This window comes from Fulvimarina fulva (assembly GCF_039652615.1).
Taxonomy (GTDB): domain Bacteria; phylum Pseudomonadota; class Alphaproteobacteria; order Rhizobiales; family Rhizobiaceae; genus Fulvimarina.
On the sequence record NZ_JBDJAC010000010.1, the window covers coordinates 15,705 to 33,939 of the forward strand.

The 18,235-nt window shown below is 62.6% G+C and carries 11 protein-coding genes and 2 pseudogenes; 9 read left to right on the top strand and 4 right to left on the bottom strand.

Translation table 11 applies throughout. The annotated features are described in order from the left end of the window. Nucleotides 1–98: 98 nt before the first annotated feature. From ABDX79_RS14020 to ABDX79_RS14045, 6 genes are all read left to right on the top strand, one after another. On the top strand, nt 99–2,045 hold the full coding sequence (locus ABDX79_RS14020) for a M23 family metallopeptidase (RefSeq protein ID WP_346220931.1): 1,947 nt from the start codon (nt 99–101) through the stop codon (nt 2,043–2,045). Nucleotides 2,046–2,205: 160 nt separating this feature from the next. Beyond that, complete coding sequence (locus ABDX79_RS14025; protein ID WP_007065694.1) at nt 2,206–2,487, top strand: acyl carrier protein; 282 nt, start codon at nt 2,206–2,208, stop codon at nt 2,485–2,487. A gap of 76 nt (nt 2,488–2,563) precedes the next feature. Continuing rightward, complete coding sequence (locus ABDX79_RS14030; RefSeq protein WP_346220932.1) at nt 2,564–3,760, top strand: beta-ketoacyl-ACP synthase; 1,197 nt, start codon at nt 2,564–2,566, stop codon at nt 3,758–3,760. Between the two features lie 37 nt (nt 3,761–3,797). Further along, nucleotides 3,798–5,078 carry a beta-ketoacyl-ACP synthase gene (locus ABDX79_RS14035; RefSeq protein ID WP_346220933.1) on the top strand — a complete coding sequence of 427 codons (1,281 nt, stop codon included), beginning with the start codon at nt 3,798–3,800 and terminating at the stop codon, nt 5,076–5,078. A 45-nt stretch (nt 5,079–5,123) separates the two neighbouring features. Further along, nucleotides 5,124–6,158: a zinc-binding dehydrogenase gene (locus ABDX79_RS14040; RefSeq protein WP_346220934.1), complete on the top strand. Its 1,035-nt coding sequence runs from the start codon at nt 5,124–5,126 to the stop codon at nt 6,156–6,158. A gap of 43 nt (nt 6,159–6,201) precedes the next feature. Continuing rightward, complete coding sequence (locus tag ABDX79_RS14045; RefSeq protein WP_346220935.1) at nt 6,202–7,119, top strand: lipid A biosynthesis lauroyl acyltransferase; 918 nt, start codon at nt 6,202–6,204, stop codon at nt 7,117–7,119. 43 nt (nt 7,120–7,162) lie between these two features. Here ABDX79_RS14045 and ABDX79_RS14050 read toward each other — a convergent pair whose 3' ends face one another. Continuing rightward, entirely contained in the window at nt 7,163–11,002 is a 3,840-nt protein-coding gene (locus ABDX79_RS14050; protein WP_346221045.1) for an AsmA family protein, read from the bottom strand. A gap of 473 nt (nt 11,003–11,475) precedes the next feature. Beyond that, on the bottom strand, nt 11,476–11,901 hold the full coding sequence (locus tag ABDX79_RS14055; RefSeq protein WP_346220936.1) for a hypothetical protein: 426 nt from the start codon (nt 11,899–11,901) through the stop codon (nt 11,476–11,478). 434 nt (nt 11,902–12,335) lie between these two features. On the opposite strand from ABDX79_RS14055, the pseudogene ABDX79_RS14060 reads away from it, so the two are divergent. Together ABDX79_RS14060 and ABDX79_RS14065 are read left to right on the top strand one after the other, a co-directional pair. Next, a pseudogene (locus tag ABDX79_RS14060) lies at nt 12,336–12,530 on the top strand (ABC transporter substrate-binding protein); the annotation flags it as partial. After that, nucleotides 12,502–13,530 (top strand): annotated as a pseudogene (locus tag ABDX79_RS14065) (ATP-binding cassette domain-containing protein). The pseudogenes ABDX79_RS14060 and ABDX79_RS14065, both read left to right, overlap by 29 nt. Nucleotides 13,531–13,559: 29 nt before the next feature. Here ABDX79_RS14065 and ABDX79_RS14070 read toward each other — a convergent pair. Next, nucleotides 13,560–14,411, bottom strand: a complete 852-nt coding sequence (locus tag ABDX79_RS14070; protein ID WP_346220937.1) for a CDP-alcohol phosphatidyltransferase family protein — start codon at nt 14,409–14,411, stop codon at nt 13,560–13,562. Beyond that, complete coding sequence (locus ABDX79_RS14075; RefSeq protein ID WP_346221046.1) at nt 14,411–15,109, bottom strand: phosphatidylserine decarboxylase; 699 nt, start codon at nt 15,107–15,109, stop codon at nt 14,411–14,413. Before ABDX79_RS14075 ends, ABDX79_RS14070 begins: the two co-directional genes overlap by 1 nt. Nucleotides 15,110–15,367: 258 nt before the next feature. Between ABDX79_RS14075 and ABDX79_RS14080 the strand changes: the two genes are divergently transcribed. Then, entirely contained in the window at nt 15,368–18,178 is a 2,811-nt protein-coding gene (locus tag ABDX79_RS14080; protein WP_346220938.1) for a LysM peptidoglycan-binding domain-containing protein, read from the top strand. Nucleotides 18,179–18,235: the final 57 nt, after the last annotated feature.

Consider the following 18,235-nt stretch of genomic DNA (forward strand, 5'->3'; position numbering starts at 1 on the left):
GGTTGCGAAAGCGGGCCGGCGTCGCTCTGCTTCTTGCTTTTGCCCTTTTTTTGATCGACATGCCTTTGACCGACACTGGCTCGAGGGGAAGAGGGGTCTTGGCCCAATCGAAGCCGGCTTTTGGCGATGAACCACCGCTTTTGGTGGACCGTCGCCGCAAGCCCGATCGCAGACAAGTATCGCTTCGCTGGCTGGCCGGCACGCTCCTGACGGGCGTGACGTCGAGCGCACTCATGGGTATCGCTCTGTCGGCGGCCCTTGAAGGCGGCGCCGGTGTCTCGCGCCCGAGCCAGCTGGCGACGCAACTCGCGGACGTTGCGGACGTCGCGGAAAAGGGCGCGCGGGTCATTGCGACCGCCCTCCCCCTTGCAAGCTCCCATCAGGTCGTCGAACTCTCGACCATCGTCAGAGAGGGCGATCGGGACGTCGTCTCGACCCAACCCTTCGCGCTGGTCAACATGCTGCTGGCCGCCCGTCATCCGACGAGCCAGGAATATCCGGACTTCAATCCGCTCGCCATCATGTCGGAAGCGGAGGAGCCGGCCTCCGACACCAACAACGATTCGGATCGTCTCTCTCTTGCGGCGACCCAAATCTACGGCGAGCGCGTCGATACCGACATCACCCTCAAGGTTTCGGACTTTTCGTTCGACGAATCGACCTACGAGAACACCCCGCCGCTGACATCCGAGACGGCAGAGCAGCTCGTTCGCCAGGCGATGCCGGGCCTCAGTAACGAGCCGGTTCAGGTCGCATCCCTTTCGAGGGTCGATCCGTTCCGGTTTGGTTTTGCCAGCGAGGCCGACGGCTACGAGCCGGGCTCGGCCTTTCGCATCATCCAGGAAAACGTCTCCTTCGAGCCCTCGGAGACGGCCAATGAGCATCCTCGCTTCTACGAGGAAATCCTGCCCCTTCGAGAAGCCAAACCAGTCAAGGATGCCCTGGCGGGTCTGAGCGAGCGCGGCATCGAAAGCGATGAGGCCGCCACCGCCCTCGACGACCTTCTGGGCGATACGGCGCTCAAGGCCGGCGATGCCCTGCGTCTCGGCATCGAAAGCACTGGCGAAAAGCGCGAGGTCGTCCGCCTCTCGGCCTATCGCGGCAAGAAACATCTCGGCACGATCGCCAAGACCAAGGACGACATCTTCGAAGAGGGTCTTGCGCCGGAAATGGCGGACTCGGTCGCGGCGATCTTCGACGAGCGGGAAAGCGAGGCGCCGATCCGCTCCGACATGCCGACGATCTACGACGGCATATTCCAGGCGGGTCTTGCCTATGGTTTCGACACGATGATGTGTCAGGAGCTCGTTCGCACGATTGCCAGCGATGTCGATCTGCAGGCACGCCTCTCGCCGACGGACAGGCTGTCGGTCTTCTATACTATGGACGAAGCGCGCGAGGGCCAGGGCGCTTCGCGGTCGGACATCCTCTTCGTGCATCTCGAAATCGGCGACATGGAAAAGCGGCTCTATCGCTTCAAACCGGATGGCGCCGATCACGCATCCTATTTCGACAGCGAAGGCCGCAGCGCCCGTCAGTTCCTGATCCGCAAGCCGGTGCCCCGCGGCCGGTTCACCTCGTCCTTCTCCACCGGACGAAAACATCCCGTCCTCGGCTATGTCCGCCCCCACTGGGGCGTCGACTGGGCGGCACCGCGCGGAACGCCGATTCTTGCGGCCGCGAGCGGGACGATCCTCGAAGCGGGCTGGAAGTCGGGCTATGGCCGACATATCAAGATCAAGCACGCCAATGGCTATGTGACGTCCTATTCGCACCAGTCCGGCTTCGCCAAGGGGATCAGCCCCGGCGCGCGCGTCACTCAGGGGCAAGTGATCGGCTATGTCGGCTCGACCGGCCTTTCGACCGGCAACCATCTTCACTACGAGATCGAGGTCAACAGCAAGAAGGTCGATCCGATGCGCATCAAGGTGGGCTCGGAAACAGTGCTCACAGGCGACGATCTCACGACCTTCAACCTCGAGCGCGAACGCATCGACGCACTCATCGCGGAACGCTTCGACGCCCCCCAGATCGCCGAGCGTTGAGGCGATATCGGGCGCGATGCGTCATCAAACGGTCACAGGGCTGCAGCAAGCGGGCCACATGAGAAAGCCTTAAGGCATCCGATCGCTTTCAATCGGCGAACCGATTCCCTATAGCTTCGCTCGAATTTTCAGGTTCCATTCACAAAAAAGCGAGACTCCAGTGTCGTCCACATTCGACAAGGTTGCCGACATCATCGCCGAAACGAGCGAAATCGAACGGGAAACGATTACGCCCGAGAGCCATGTGATCAACGATCTCGGCATCGACTCACTCGATTTCCTCGACATCGTCTTTGCGATCGACAAGGAATTCGGCATCAAGATCCCGCTGGAAAAGTGGACCCAGGAGGTCAACGAGGGCGAGGTCGAGACCGAGGAATACTTCATCATGAAGAACCTCTGCGCCAAGATCGACGAGCTGCGCGCCGAAAAGGCCGCCTGACCTCGTCTCGATCAGACGCCCGCCCGTCGGACCCAACCCAGTCTTTTTCAAGCACCAACCACTTCGGCCAGCTAGCATGTCCAACACTTCCCGCGACGTTCTCGTGACCGGCATCGGACTTGTCTCCTCGCTCGGGGAAGGGCTCGACGTGCATCTGGAGCATTTTTCGGCAAGTGCGCCCGCGCCGGTGCTCGAGCACGAGGCCTACGCCCCCTACTCCGTCCATCCGCTCCCGGAGATCGACTGGTCGAAGCAGATCCCCAAGCGCGGCGACCAGCGCCAGATGGACACCTGGCAGAAGCTCGGCACCTATGCCGCGGGTCTTGCCCTGGAAGACGCGGGCATTCCGTTCGACGAAGGGGTCCGCTCGGAAATCGACATGGTGGTGGCCGCCGGTGGCGGTGAGCGCGACACGTCGGTCGACGCGATGGTCATGGAGCGCGCCCGCAAGACGAACGCGCCCGAAAGGGTCATCAACGAAACCCTTTCGACCGAGCTGCGGCCGACGCTCTTTCTCGCCCAGCTTTCCAACCTTCTCGCCGGCAATATCTCGATCGTCCAGAAGGTCACCGGATCGTCGCGCACCTTCATGGGTGAGGAAGCGGCCGGCATCTCCGCACTTTATTCCACGCGCGCGCGCATCGCGGCCGGCCAGAGCGAGATCGCGCTTGTCGGCGGCTCGTTTTCGGCAGAGCGGCGCGACCTGATCCTTAACTTCGATCTCGCCGAGCTTATGCTGAAAAGCGAATGGGCTCCGGTGCTCGCGCGTCAGGCGGGCAAGGATGGGATTGCCGTCGGCAGCGTCGGCGCGTTCCTCATTCTCGAATCCCCGGAACATGCTGAAAAGCGCGGCGCGAAGGTTTACGCCAAGCTCGTCTCGGCCGTCGGTGACCGCGGCAAGCGTGACGGGGACAAGACCGCCAGGCGCTTCGCCGAGCTCTTGCCCGAGATCGATATGTCGGACCTTCTCCTTCTCACCGGCGCGAGCGGCATTGCCGATCATGCCCGCATCGAGATCGAGGCGCTCGACAAGGCCTATCCGGATGCCGCGCGCATCGCCTATGGCTCTCTGATGGGCCATTCCTTCGAAGCCCATGTTCCCGCCGGTATCGCGCTCGCGGCCGGTGCCTTGTCGCGAGGCTCGATGTTGACGCCGACCGATCCCGCGAACGAGCGGGCGCAAAGCGCCGCTGCAAAGCGCGCACTGGTCACGTCGATCGGCCATCTTCATGCCGAGGGCGCCTGTTATCTGGAAGCTGTGGACGGATACTGATGCCTTTTCGCGTTTCCGCAGAAAGACGTTTCGCACAATGACGACACAGACTCGCGATCACCTCGGACGTTCGATCATCGCTGTCACCGGTCTCGGCGCCGTGTCCGCACTCGGCCGTGGCATCGAGGAAAACTGGACCAAGTTGACGAGCGGCACGTCCGGCATCCACCGGATCGAGCGTTTCGACACCGAGGGCCTGAGAACGACGATCAGCGGCTCCGTCGACTTCATGCTGGGCAAGGACGCAAGCTCCGTCGACCTGTCTTACGCGATGGCGGAAGCCGCCGGCGCGGAAGCCGTCACCATGGCAGGCTTCCCGGACGACGATTTCGGCGGTCCGCTTTTCCTCGCAGCCCCTCCGGTCGAGATGGAATGGCGCTTCCGCCTTGCGCTCGACGGCAAGGATGGCGCTGCGCGCGAGGACGCCAGCTATGAGCGCCTGCTTGAGATCGCCCGCAAACATCCGGACCGCGCGATCTACAATTCCACCCAGTGCAGCCGGATTTCCGAACTTCTGGCCGATCGTCTCGGCACCCGTGGTCTGCCGATCACCCTCTCGACGGCCTGTGCCTCCGGCGCAAGCGCCATCCAGCTCGGCGTCGAGGCGATCCGGCGCGGCGAGACGGCGCGCGCGATCTGCATCGGGACGGATGGCTCGATCAGCCAGGAATCCCTGATTCGCTTCTCGCTGCTCTCCGCACTTTCGACGGCGAACGACGATCCGGCGAAGGCTTCCAAGCCCTTCTCCAAGGATCGGGACGGCTTCGTCATGGCCGAAGGCGCGGGCGCGCTGGTGCTCGAATCTCTCGACAGCGCCCTTGCGCGCGGCGCGAAGGTTCATGGTCTCATCCTCGGCTGCGGCGAGCGGGCGGACGACTTCCACCGCACGCGCTCCAAGCCCGATGGCTCGCCGATCATCGGGGCCATCAAGGCTGGCATCGAGGATGCCGGCCTCACCCCCGACGATATCGACTACATCAACGCCCACGGCACCTCGACGCCTGAGAACGACCGTATGGAGGCGACCGGCCTTGCCGCTGTCTTCGGGGACGCTCTCGCCTCGACGCCGATCTCGTCCAACAAGTCGATGATTGGCCACACCCTGACCGCCGCCGGCGCAATCGAGGCGGTGTTCTCGATCCTCTCCTTGCGCGAAGGCGTTTTGCCGCCGACGATCAATTACGAAGTGCCGGACCCGAAAATCGAACTCGATGTGGTGCCGAACGAAGCCCGTAAGGCCGAGATCCGCACCGTCCTGTCGAACTCGTTCGGCTTTGGCGGCCAGAACGCCTGCCTCGTCTTCGGCCGCGCGAACTGATAGAGCCCTCGCGCGAAACCTTTATTCAGAACGAAAGCCTGCGGCATGCGCGCACTTCAGCTTGTCGGTGACAAGGACCTCAAGATCGTCGATCTGCCCGAACCGGAAGCGCCGGGGCCTGGCGAGGTTACGGTAAGGGTCGCGACGGTTGCCCTGAATCATATCGATGTCTGGGGCTGGCGCGGCATGGCGTTTGCCAAGCGCAAGATGCCGCTCGTCATCGGCGCGGAGGCCTCTGGCGTCGTGACCGCGCTCGGTCAGGGCGTGTCCTCGCTGCTTCCCGGCCAACTCGTCTCGATTTATGGCGCGCGCACCTGCGGGCTCTGCAAGCCCTGCCGCGAAGGCCGTGACAATCTCTGCGAGCATGTCTCGGGCGTCCACGGGTTCCATCTCGACGGGTTCGCCCAGGAATACGTCAATCTTCCAGCCCGGCTTCTGGTCCCCGCACCTCCCGGCTGCGATGCGGTCGGCGCGGCGCTCGCGCCCGTCACCTTCGGCACGGTCGAGCACATGCTCTTCGACAACGCCAGGCTCGAACCCGGCGAGACGATCCTCATCCATGCGGGCGGCTCGGGCATCGGATCGGTGGCGATCCAGCTAGCCAAGAAGATCGGCTGCACGGTCATCACCACGGTCGGGTCCGACGACAAGGTCGAGAGGGCCAAGACCCTCGGTGCGGATCACGTCATCAACTATCGCGAAGACCGGTTCGAGGGCGTCACCCGCAAGCTGACGAAGAAGAAAGGCGTCGACGTCGTCTTCGAGCATGTGGGCAAGGACACCTTCGCCGGCTCCATGCTGTGCATGAAGCGCGGTGGTCGGCTGGTGACCTGCGGCTCGACCTCCGGCGTTTCGACCGACATCAACCTCATGATGCTCTTCCAGCAGCAGCTGAAATTCTTCGGCTCCTTCGGCTGCCGGATGGAGAACATGGCCAACGCCATGCAGAAGATCGCCCGGGGTATCGTCCATCCGGTCATCGACACCGAGGTGACAATGGACGAGATCGAGGTCGCCCTCAAGCGGATGGAAGGCCGTCAGGTCTTCGGCAAAGTCATCCTGAAAATGAGCGACGCCTGATCGTGCGGCCCGCCGCATCCATAGCATCATGAATCCACGCTTCATGAAACTGGCGCTTCGCACGAAGCGCGTCACCGACTGGCTGATTGCGAAGATCCTCTTCGCCCTCCTCTCGATCGTGCGCATCCTGCCGCCGGAAACCGGGCTTTGGCTCGCCGATCGTGTCGCCCGCACGCTGGGCCCGTTTACGCCGCGCCACAAGCTCGCCGTGCACAATCTCAAGCGCGCCTTTCCCGAGAAGGACGATCGCTGGATCGAGACCACGGCCCGGAGCAATTGGGGCCATATCGGTCGCATGGCGGCCGAGTTCGTCTTTCTGGACGATCTCTTCGACTTCGACGATTCGCGGCCCAACACAGGCCGGATCGAGGTCGAGGGCATCGAGACCTTCATCGAGCTGAGGGATCGAAAGGGTCCATTCATCTTCTTCACCGGCCATATGGGCTGTTTCGAGCTTCTTCCGATCGGCGCGGCATCCTACGATCTGGAATTCACAGCCCTCTTCCGTCAGCCGAACAACCGCTATGTCGCCGAGCGGGTTCTGGCTGCCCGGCACACGGCCGGCGGACATCTCGTCCCCTCAAAGACAGGTGCGACCTGGGCTCTCGCGGGCATTTTGAAGGGCGGCGGCTCGGTCGGCGTTCTCGTCGATCAGAAATTTCGGCGCGGCGTGACGACGGACTTTTTCGGCCTGCCCTGCAAGTCCAATCCGCTTCTCCCGAAACTCGCCCGTCAATACGGCGCGGAGGTCTATCCGGCGCGCTGCATCCGCCTCGACAAGTCACGCTATCGGCTGGAACTCCAGCCACGGCTCGAACTACCGCGCGGCACCGATGGCGAGATCGATATCGCAGCCAGCTGTCAGGCGCTCAACGATGTGGTCGAGGGCTGGGTGCGCGAATATCCCGAACAGTGGATGTGGTTTCACGATCGCTGGAACCAGAAGAAAAAACTTCCCTGAGCGCCTGAGCGGCGGTCGGTTCATGCCGATCAATCGATCGGTTTCAAAATCCGAGGGACAAGGGGTCCCTGACGCCTGGTGGACGTTCGAATGAATCCGGCGCCGCCGGGCCTGACCCATCCCCAGCGTTTTCGAAATCGAGCTTCGGTTCGCTGGTGTTTTTTGGCGGATCGGCATCCGATGCAGCCGGCACGACTTTCGGCGGCGGTGCCTGTTCCGCGCGCGCCTCCGGAGCCGGCACGGCCGCGTCCTGCGAGGCGGCTTCGCCCTGAGGTTCCAGGGCCGGCGCGCTTTTCTCCTCGCGTCTCCGGTCGAGCCAGCGATAGAATCGCGTCTCCCGGCGGAGCCGCAGCGTTTCCTCCAGCCGCTCCTGCATGGCCTCGACACGGGCCTGCTCGCGTTCGAGGGCACGAACGGCCAGATAATTGGCAAGAACGGTATCGTTCCTTTCGAGCAGCGGCGCCGTGAACGGCCCCTTCAGCGTGTAGCGCACCTCCGGCTGTGCCCCTTCGACAGCCGCATCACCGGGATCGATCTCCAGACGCAGATCGGCGTCCACATCGAAATCGGAAAGATCGAGCCGTCCGGACATCGTCAGATCGCTGCCAGTCTCCGAAACCGTCACAGGCGGCAGGATCACCGTTCCTGCGTTGACGGAATACCCGCTGACAAGGCGCGGTATCTGGAAAGCTTCATCCTTGGAGATCGTGTCGAAGGCTCCCGGGGTATCCTCGTCCGCCGAAAAATTCTCGCCATCCGCCGCGGCGAGAAGCGCGTCCATCGGCGCGGAGGGCACACCGGGAATAACAAGCCCGACAGCAGTCACCTCGCCGGCCCCTGCCATTGCCGATATCAGGCCCTCGGCCGATTGTGCGGTCCCATCGAGCTTGGCTGTCACGGTCAGATCGGAGTTGTCGCCATCGCCGGCAAGCCCTGGCGCGATCATTGATACCCGAAGCTCGTCGCCCCTCAGATCGGCGCTGAAGCTGCCGAGACCATCGAGATTGCGAACCATGAGATCGCCGGCGATATCGCCGCCCAAAACGCGGCCCGAGATGCCAGTCAGCGAAAGCTCACGCGCCGACGACGAGAGGGCAGCCGAAAACTCGTCGATCTGAAGATCGCCGATATCGGCCCGTCCGGTTCTCAAACTGATGGAAACCGGGACATCGGGCAAAAGGGAAGACGTGAAGGGAGCGGTAGACCAGATCTGATCGCCCGCCCCGAGCGGGTCGACGCCATAGACCAGCCGCGCGAGCCAGGGAAGCGAGAGCCGGTCGGCGCTCAGCCGGCCGGTGATGCCATCGCCATCAGAGATTTCGAGATCGCCTTCAAGCGCCTGCCCGGCGAGCGAGCCAGAGAGCTCCGATACCTGCCAGCGATCGCCGGAATAGCCGATACTTGCGACAAGATCGGCGTCAAGATCGGCACGCGTCTCTTCGCTCAGCGCGGCATCGATATCGAATGCATCGAGCCAGGGGCCGAGAGATTGGCTCGACAGCCGGACGCTCGCGTCAACATTTTCGACGCCGTGATCGGTGAGATCGAGAACGCTTTCCAGATCACCTTCCGTCTGGGGCGTGCGCAATGTCGCGCTGACCACCGCAGGGCCACGGGCTGACGCCGAAATCGAGGTTTCGAGTTCGAGCGGCCCTTCGATCGCGGTTTCGCGCGCCGGCAGTCCGAGTTGGGTCAGAAGCGCCGCCGGCCGATCGGTCTCCAGCCGCAGATCGAGGCCGATCCGGCCGCTCAGCTGCAGGGCCCGGAACCCGTTCTCGATGGCGGCGGAGAAATCGATATTCGTTTCTGCGGCGGTGCCATCCAGCCGGATCAGAAGTGTCGGCGAGCCTGTCCCGCGTTCGATCGATTCGATTTCTCCTGACAGCGCGAGGGGGCCGAGTGCACTCCCGCGCGAGCGCAGAACCTCGATCAGCGGCGTTTCGGGAAGAACGCGATCGAGAAAAGCGAGGAATTGCGCAGGATCATCGGAATTCAGATCCAGCTCGATCTTGCCCTCGGCGTCCGCACCGAGACCACTAAACTGGCCCGTTCCGGAAAAGGAAGCGCCGGCCAGACCGTCGACATCGAGTTTGGCGATCGCCAGCACCGTGCCATCGTAAAGGAAGTCCGCATCGACCCTGTCCGCCTCGAAGGCTCCGTACTCAACGGGTCCTGCATCAAGAGCGATGTCGTAGCGCGAAACGCTCGTCATCGGCGTTTGCGAGCCGGTCGCCATGGCGCCCAATGCGCGCAAGGCTTCGAGATCGGTCTCACCGCCCGTCAACCGCGCTGTCAGACGCCCGCCGGCATCGTTCGAAACGCGCTCGATCATGCCGGTCAGCGTGCTGCCGTCGAGATCGATTTCCAGATCGCGGAAGGTCTGCCGCGCAGGACCGAGATCGACACTGGCGGAGAAACCTGCCCTTTCGAGATCGCGAATCACCGGATCGACATCGCCGGTCAGCCAGTCGGACAGGCCCGACGGCTGGCGCGATGCGACCAAAAGGTCGCCCCTGAAGCCCAGAGCCGGGTCAAGCCGCAACACGCCATCGGCCTCGACCCGGGTGCGGCCCGGAAGCTCGACGCTCAAGCCATCGAGCAACCAGCCATTCGAGGCCGGCATCGCTCGGAAGGACAGGCTTCGCAGCGTCGTATCACCAATCGTGACGACTGGTAGGGACAGCTGGATAACGCCGTCGATGTGGGGCTTTGGAATTTCACGCAGGATGTCACGCACACCCTCCAGCCGCTCTGACAGATTGTGATAGGCGGGCTCCTTGGACGCTGCGAACGCCTGCTGCCTGCGGGCGAGCTCGTCGACGTCGAAACTCTCGCCTTCAAGCGCCACCGTGAAACCGGGTGCGCCATTGCGGACAAAGAGCTCTCCTCGACCGGCCAGGACGTAGGGTTGGCCGTCAGCGCCGACCTCGACCCTGAGGGCCTCGCTGACCGCGCGATCAGCCGTAATCTCGATCGAGCCGCTGGCCCGCATGGGCGGTGTCTTGCGCTCGCCTGTCGCACCGGAGACCGAACCGCGCAAACCTTCGATCTGACCACCATCGCTCGCGCGCTCACCCTGAAGAACGGCAAAGACACTTTCCGCCTCCCCGTCATCGCTGGCCTTGTCAGCAAGGGGCTGGCGATAGGTCATCTGTCCTTCGAAGCGAGCGGGACCATCGGCCGTCAGCATCCGTCCATCGAGATCCAATTCGGACGAGACGTCTTCGCTCTGGAACGAGACGCGCAACGCGGTGCTGCCGGCAGAATCCGCAGTGCCGGCGTCCATCCTGAACGTGACCTCCCGGCCGTCGATGAAGAATGCGCCAGCCCCTTCGAAGGGACCGGAAAGACTGCCCGCCGAGAACTGACCATTGATCGCGGTAAGGCGGGAAACGCCCGCATCGATAAGATTGCTGTGCTCGGCGAAGAGAATCGTGCCGTTCGAGACATCGATGTCCTCCAGCACGATTTGCGCACGCGTCGGGATCGATGGGCGGGGAAGAGAAAGGCCCTCTTCGCCAATGCGGAGAACAGGATTTTCGAGAGCCATCGCGAAGATGCGGATTTCGCCGGACAGATAGGGCGCAAGCTCCGCATTCATCCGAAATTCGTCGATCGTCAGGAAGGGCTCATCCGCTCTGGCGCCGGCAACGCTGACGTCCTGAAACGTAACCGACGGAAAGGGCAGCAGACGCGCCGTAGCCTCGCCTTCGACGCGAACCTCACGGCCGAGAATGCGGCTCGCTTCACGCTCGAAATCGGACCGGTAGACAGACCAGTCGATGAAGAGCGGCGCGATCAAGGCGACGAACAGCGCAGCGACAAGAAGACCGCCGAAAAGGACGAAGGCTCTGACCAGCGTAACGCTCCTTTCCTGTCTCAGGTGTTCTTCTGGCTAGTTCGGCAAGGCCGATTTGCGTCGTCTCACCGAACTCATTGTCGTCTTCGTTCCTTGGGTCAATCGTGCGGATACCGCCTTTGCAACCGGCCTCAAGCATTTCCATGGAAATCAGGGACTTGGCCGAACCCTATCCTACGCCATCGCGGTGGCAGGACAAGGATAAAGCCGGACATCGATGCCCATTCCATCAGGCCGCAGAGAATAATCCGTACTCCGCAAAACGGGAAACGAATCGGCAGAACAAGGCCTGTCTCGGCGCGGCGCAGAGAGCCACGCGGCTTGAAGTTTCGGCGTCGGGCGGGACGAAGCCGCCCAGAGGCCTGGAAGTCGACGGCAAGGGTGCCTGGGACGCAGAACCCTGACCAAGCTCACCTTGCCGTCTGACTTCCTTCTAGATCGCAAGGGTTACTGTTCGGTTAGCACCAGACACCATCGGCCAATTCTTGTGCGCTGGGTCAGGACAAACGGTCGGCGTTCGCCTGAAGCCGGCTGACAAAAGGTTTGAGGGCTGTCGAGGGAAGCTCGCCAAAACCTTCGAAATAGGCGCCCGGGGCGAATTTGCCTTCCAGAACCGCCGCCTGCAACGCAAGCATCGAAGCGCTGAACTGCACCTGGAACGCCACTGCGCCCTCAAGAGCAGCGCCGATCTTCTCGGTTATCGCAAGACGCGTCTCGTCGCGTTCGAACACGGAATAGGTTCCCGTTTCGGCGACGAGTTTTGGCACGCGGGCCGCCAGGACGAAGGGCGTGAGATGCCAGAGGGTGAGGACGCTGGAAAAGGCCGCAACGGGATCGGCGGACAGCCAGTCGGCATCCGCCGGGTCGGCCTTGTCCTCGATGTCCGGTTCGAGACAGAAGTCCATAGTCTCCTGGTCGCGCATGATGGGTCAGTCCTTTCTGGGCACGTTACGCGTCCGCTTCGAACAAACACGTAAAGCCGGGGAAACGCCGACGATCCCGGCATTCGTCACAACATAGGGTCGTTTTGACGCGGCGGAGATCACGTGCCGTCTCGTTGCGGCGCGTCGGAGCGCCTCAATTTGTGCGGTGCACAATACAACACCCTGACCGCTTATTGAACCCCTCCAGGGAGAAGTCTTTCTCGACCTGGTCTTTCAGGCGATCTGCAACTCCCGCACGGTTCGCAAATTGACTTGGCTTATCGAAAAGACTGTCCTGGTATCGCCGCCGTGCTCATGAGGGGAGACATGGCAGCCATGGAATGAAACGCAGGTCTCGATCGAGAAAGACTGCTTAATCATTCACTGCTTTACCCCCCAGACTCTCGCAAAGACTTTCTGACAACCTGACGCAGGTGAAAACCAAGAAACTGCTCTTCGCATCGACGATTCTGGCCGCCGGGCTCTTTGGCGCTGCACCATCGGCATCCGCCCAGGAATGCGACGTGACGATCTCGAACATGAACTGGGCCTCGGCAGAGGTCATGGCGGCGATCGACAAGATCATTCTCGAAGAGGGCTATGACTGCTCCGCCTCCCTCCTTCCGGGCGCGATGCGATGCCGACCTCCTCGCCGAGCACAACCATGTCCTCGGCTTGAAGGACATCAATATCGACATGCCGGCGGGCGCCATTCAGGTGGTGATGTGGCTTTCGGGATCGGGAAAATCGACCCTCATCCGCCATCTGAACCGCCTGATCGAGCCATCGGCGGGTGAGGTCTATGTGGGAGACGACGACGTCCTCAAGATGTCGCCCAAGGAGCTTCGCGAGTTCCGTCGGCATCGGATCTCCATGGTGTTCCAGCGCTTTGGCCTCCTGCCCCACAAGACGGTGATCGCTAACGTCGCCTACGGTCTTGCGGTCATGGGAAAATCCGCCAAGGAGCAGCGCGATGGCGCGATGGGCTGGATCGAACGCGTTGGCCTTGCCGGTTACGAGGAGAATTATCCGGCCCAGCTTTCCGGCGGCATGCAACAGCTCGTCGGACTTGCCCGCGCGCTCGCGACGGACGCCGATATCCTCTTGATGGACAAGGCATTCTCCGCTCTCGATCCGCTCATCCGCTCATCCGCTCATCCGCACGGATATGCAGGGCGTCCTCCTCAATCTCCAGAAAGACCTCAAGAAGACGATCGTCTTCATGACCCACGACCTCGACGAAGCACTGCGGCTCGGCGAGAAGATCGCGATCCTTCGCGATGGAGAGATCATCCAGCAGGGAATGGAGAGATCATCCAGCAGGGAACGGCTCAGGAAATCGTCCTCAAACCCGCCGACGACTACATCGAATCCTTCGTCAAGGAGGTGAACCGTGGCCGCGTGGTCCAGGTCGAAACGATCATGGAGGCGCCACCTGCGGGCGCAGACGCGACAGGTCTGACCGTCGAAAAGGGCTCGATCATCGAGACCACCGCCCGGCTGATGAGCGAGGCCGATGTCACCAGCGCCCTCGTCACCGAAAACGGCAAGACCATCAGCCGCGTCACCATGCGCCAGATCATGGCTGCTGTCGCGACGCCGAACCTGAAGGAAGCGCTGGCGGCGTAACTCGCCGCCCTCGCCTCACGACCGGACCATCAGCCCTCGGCTGGTGCCGTGGACTCCCGTCTTGCCGCAAGTTCCTCGTCGCGCCTCGTCCGCTTCTGGAATTCACGCCAGGAAAACGGGATCGAAACAAAGTAGAAGAACGCGGTCACCGTCAGCGTTTCCCAGAAAAAGCTGATCAGTGTCGCCACATAAAGAACGGTGACGAGAATGATGGGGATCGCATAGCTACGCGGAACGCGCAGCCCCGCGCCCTTGCCGGACCAGGTGGGAATGCGGCTCGACATCAGGAGACCGACGAAGACCAGATAGACGGCCGAGACGCCGGCCGTGAAATCCGGCACGCCGAGATCGGGCCCGATGAAGCCGACATACATGGGCAGAAGGGCAAGCCCCGCGCCGGCGGGCGCCGGGACGCCGACGAAGAAGGCCCCATGCCATTTGGGCCGTTTCGGATCGTCGAGCATCGTGTTGAAGCGGGCAAGGCGCAACGCACAGCCGGACGTATAGAGCAGCGCGCAGATCCAGCCGAAGGACCCGGCATCGTGCAGAATATAGCTGTAGAGCACGAGGCCCGGCGCAAGACCGAAATTCACGATGTCGGCGAGCGAATCCATCTCGGCACCGAACCGGCTCTGCCCCTTGAGGAGACGTGCGATACGGCCGTCGATCCCGTCGAGAACGGCCGCGCCGAGGATCATCGCCACGGCAAGCTCATAGCGCCCCTCGAAAGCAAGGCGCACGCCGGTCATCCCCGCGCAGATGGCGAGGATGGTGACGAGGTTCGGCACGATCTGGCGAATCGGCAGCCGGCGGCGCGACTTGCCGTCGTCGTCATCCGGTTCGCCCGGCGCGAACGGCGGGAAGAAATCTTCGAGCGACATCAGCCACGCCTCACATGATAGGTCGAAAGTCCCTCGCCGAATTCCGCGAGGATCGTCTCGCCGGCTAGCGCCCGCTGTCCCTCGGCCACCCTCGGCACGAATCCCTTGGGACAATAGATATCGAGTCGCGAACCAAAGCGGATCAGGCCGAATCGCTCGCCCGTCTGAAGGTCGTCGCCGGTCTTCGACCAGCAGATGATGCGGCGCGCGACGAGGCCGGCGATCTGTGCCACGCCGACCGGGCCGTGAACGCTGTCGATGACGAGGGAGTTGCGTTCGTTCACCTCGCTCGCCTTGTCGAGTTCGGCGTTCTTGAACGAGCCCTTGCTGTAGACGATCTGCCGTATAGCGCCCGCCACCGGCGCACGGTTTACATGGCAATCGAAGACATTCATGAAGACCGAGATCCGCAACATCGGCTCTTCGCCGAGATCGAGCTCCTTCGGCGGCGTGATGTGCCCGACAAGCGAGACATGACCATCAGCCGGGCTCACCACGAGATCGTCCGAGACCGGGGTCACGCGTTCGGGATCACGGAAGAAATACGCGCACCAGGCGGTCAGGACGAGGCCGATCCAGAAGAGCGGCTCCCACAAGAGACCAATGAGAAGCGAGGCGATGAAGAAACCGGCGACGAACGGCCAGCCTGCGCGATGGACAGGAACGAGCGCGTTTCGGATCGAATCGATGATGTGCAAAGTGATGGTGCCGTGGGTTCGGTGGTTGCGTTTTCCTACAACATAAGCCGCATGCGGCACTTATGCAGCCCTTCCCATGCGGCTTATCGGTTCAGCACCCCATCGAAGTACGACAGACGGAGCATCTGACACAGTCCAGAGCGCAGTCTTCGTCGCCTGCGATGCAGTCCATGCCGCCAACTTGTGAGAGTTGAAGGGAACGGATAAGACCAAAGTCAAGAGCGCGTGGGAAAATAGTAAAATTAGTCTAAAGATATCATGAAAAGCAAAATTCTCGGTATCCTCGTCGCATTTTTCATGATCATCGGCGGCATCGTGGCCGGCTATTGGGATATGCTGGAAAGCGAACGCGCGGAGCTGCGAACGATAGCCCAGCGCGCCTTTGATCGGTTCTCGCCACCCGAGGAAGGAACGGAGCCGATGCCTGTAGCGGACGGCAACGCCTCCGACACGAAAGATCAAGAAGACGCACCAGCTGAAACGACGCCAGCTGCGGCAGAAACACCGAACCCCGATAATCTTTCCAAGCAGAGTGAGGGCACAGAAACCAATACTGGAGAGGTCTCAAACACTGCCGCTGCCAACACCGAGACCCAGAAGCAGGCGCGGGCGTCCGCTTCACGAGCCCCCGAGACGGTGGGCACGTCAGAAGAACCCGCTGACACGCTGGCGGTTTCCGGGGGAGGCTCGGGGAGTTCGTCCAATCCGGCCGGAACAGAGCTGGAGGCTACGCGTGCTGCTGATGCGCCTCCGGCCGACGAAGCGGAAGCACCCTCCGAAGCGCCAGAAACGATAGACGCGGCAACGCGCGAAGCGCCTCAATCCGCCGCTGGGGAAAAGACAGCTGCTTCACCCGGGTCATCTGCAGCGAGTCAGGCAGCGCAGGGTTCTGCACGCGATGAAGCCCGAAAGCCCAAGACGGAGGCGGCTGATGCGGAAACGGCGTCACCGCAAACCGGTGGCTTGTCCCGGAACACCGGGACCGCGAGCAGCCAACGGGACAACGACGGCTCTCCTGAATCGCAAGCCGGATCGAGCGGTGTTTCGGCATCGGCCGATACGCCCGATGGCGCGGCGAACCCAGTCGGCGGGGACGCCGCAACATCGATGGCACAAGGCGCAGCTGCCGGGTCCAGCAAAGACAGCGATAGCGACGCCGTCATGCTTCCGCTCACCCCCAGCCAAGGCGGCGGAAACGGGTTGCCTGCAAGCGAAGGCCTGCGCTTCGACGTGCTGCGCGTCGAACCCGATGGCTCCATGGTCGTCGCCGGCAAGGGACCGCCAAACAGCACGATCACGCTCGACGATGGCGGAACGCGCCTCGGCTCCGACAAGTCCGGCCCGAGCGGCGACTTCGTGGTGATCCTCTCAGAGGGCCTTCCCACCGGCGCCCACGCCATCAAGCTCGTATCCGAAACCGAAGACGGCACTCAGACGGTGTCCGAGGAAACAGCCATCATCGACGTTCCCGACCGGGGACAGGAAGATCAGTTGCTGGCCCTCGTCGAATCGCCGGACGCGCCCTCGCGTCTCATCGACATCCCCGTCGCCGACCCATCCAGCGGCAGTGATACGAACACTTCAGGAAGCAGAACAGAGACACCGCGAGGCGCTTCGGGGTCCGGCGAGAGTTCCAGGCAGGCGGACTCATCCGCGCCGACAGAAGATCGGCGAGCATCGCCAGCTTCGGTCACAGCCGAAAGCGGCAATGACGCGACATCGCAGGTCGATGAGGCCAGCAAAGAGAGCACATCAGCCGCAGAAAGCGGCGGCGAGGATGTCTCATCGTCGAGCGGTTCCGACATGTCGGAAGGCGAAAACCCGGCACCGACAAGCAAGGCTTCAGGAGAAACGCAAGAGACGGTCCTCCTCCCGCGAGACGAACCGGCTTCGGCGCCACCTGCTCAGCAAGACAATCCGAATGCCCTTCGCGTCGAGGCGATCGAAATCGACGGTGAACGCATCTTCATTGCAGGCGTCGCTCCGGGTGGTTCAACGATTCGGGTCTATCTCGACAACGCGCTCCTTGCGGAGACCGGTCCAGGCCGGGCCGGCCGCTTCCTGATCGAAGCGGCAAGTTCGATCGCGGTCGGAGACCACACGGTGCGTGTCGACCAGCTCGATAAAAGCGGCGCTGTCGCCGCGCGCGTCGCCGTGCCATTCAGTCGGCCCGATATGGGCTCCATGTCGGCGGTTTCGCCTTCGCTGGGGCGTAGCGACGAGACCGGCCCGCCCGAGGCAGACGAGGCACAAGAGACTGAATCATCTTCGGCGCCGAGTTCAGCTGAAAACCGAACATCTTCGGGCGCCGACATGGCCTCGTCCCCAGCAGATGCAGCCGAACCGCCGGCCCGAAACAATGCCGAAGATGGTGCGTCGGACGATGCGAGCGGCCGGTCTGGAAGCGAGCACTCCGGCAATCGGACGACGCCGAACACATCCGCCGAAGAGCAATCAACCGCCGGCTCTCAGCCAACCGGCGAAGCTTTGGTCGACTCCCTCGCCCGGCCCACCTCGTCTAATGATCAGCGGAAGGCAGACGTCTCCAGTTCCAATCCTTCCGGGGAAAACGACGAGCCCTCGCCGTCTGCCGCCCCCGATGGCAACGCGGCGAACAGCGGCAGCCAGGAAGTCAGCCCTTCATCGGGGGCCGAGAGCGAGAGCGGTCCAAAGTCAGACAGCGCCAGAGACCAGGAGACGACCACCTCGACGGAAACGCAGGACCAACAGAGCCGCCAAAGCGATCCGGCGGGTTCCGACCAGCAGACCAATGCCAGCGGCGAGGAGGAGCAGACGAACCGCGAGAACGACCGGCGCAAGGACTATTCCGTGCCGACCCGTATCCAGGCGCCGCTTGAATCGCGCACTGGCCGCGTCCTCATCCGCAAGGGCGATACGCTTTGGCGCATTTCGCGGGACAATTACGGCGAGGGAACGCGCTACACGGTCATCTATCTCGCCAATGGCGATCAGATCCGAAATCCCCATCTGATCTATCCGGGTCAGGTTTTCCAGATGCCCTCGAAAGCCAGTTCACGGAACATGTCTCTACCGGGCCAAGAGAACTAGCTCGCCCCCCTCTTCCGACTTATCGCCGCCTTTGAGATTGACGCTCGAGCTGCAAGG

What these genes read in the sequence shown, in the direction of transcription:
- ABDX79_RS14040 (WP_346220934.1), top strand. Translation starts at nt 5,124, where the DNA reads ATGCGCGCACTTCAGCTTGTCGGTGACAAGGACCTCAAGATCGTCGAT.
- ABDX79_RS14070 (WP_346220937.1), bottom strand. Translation starts at nt 14,411, where the DNA reads ATGTCGCTCGAAGATTTCTTCCCGCCGTTCGCGCCGGGCGAACCGGAT.
- ABDX79_RS14045 (WP_346220935.1), top strand. Translation starts at nt 6,202, where the DNA reads ATGAAACTGGCGCTTCGCACGAAGCGCGTCACCGACTGGCTGATTGCG.
- ABDX79_RS14080 (WP_346220938.1), top strand. Translation starts at nt 15,368, where the DNA reads ATGAAAAGCAAAATTCTCGGTATCCTCGTCGCATTTTTCATGATCATC.
- ABDX79_RS14030 (WP_346220932.1), top strand. Translation starts at nt 2,564, where the DNA reads ATGTCCAACACTTCCCGCGACGTTCTCGTGACCGGCATCGGACTTGTC.
- ABDX79_RS14055 (WP_346220936.1), bottom strand. Translation starts at nt 11,901, where the DNA reads ATGCGCGACCAGGAGACTATGGACTTCTGTCTCGAACCGGACATCGAG.
- ABDX79_RS14035 (WP_346220933.1), top strand. Translation starts at nt 3,798, where the DNA reads ATGACGACACAGACTCGCGATCACCTCGGACGTTCGATCATCGCTGTC.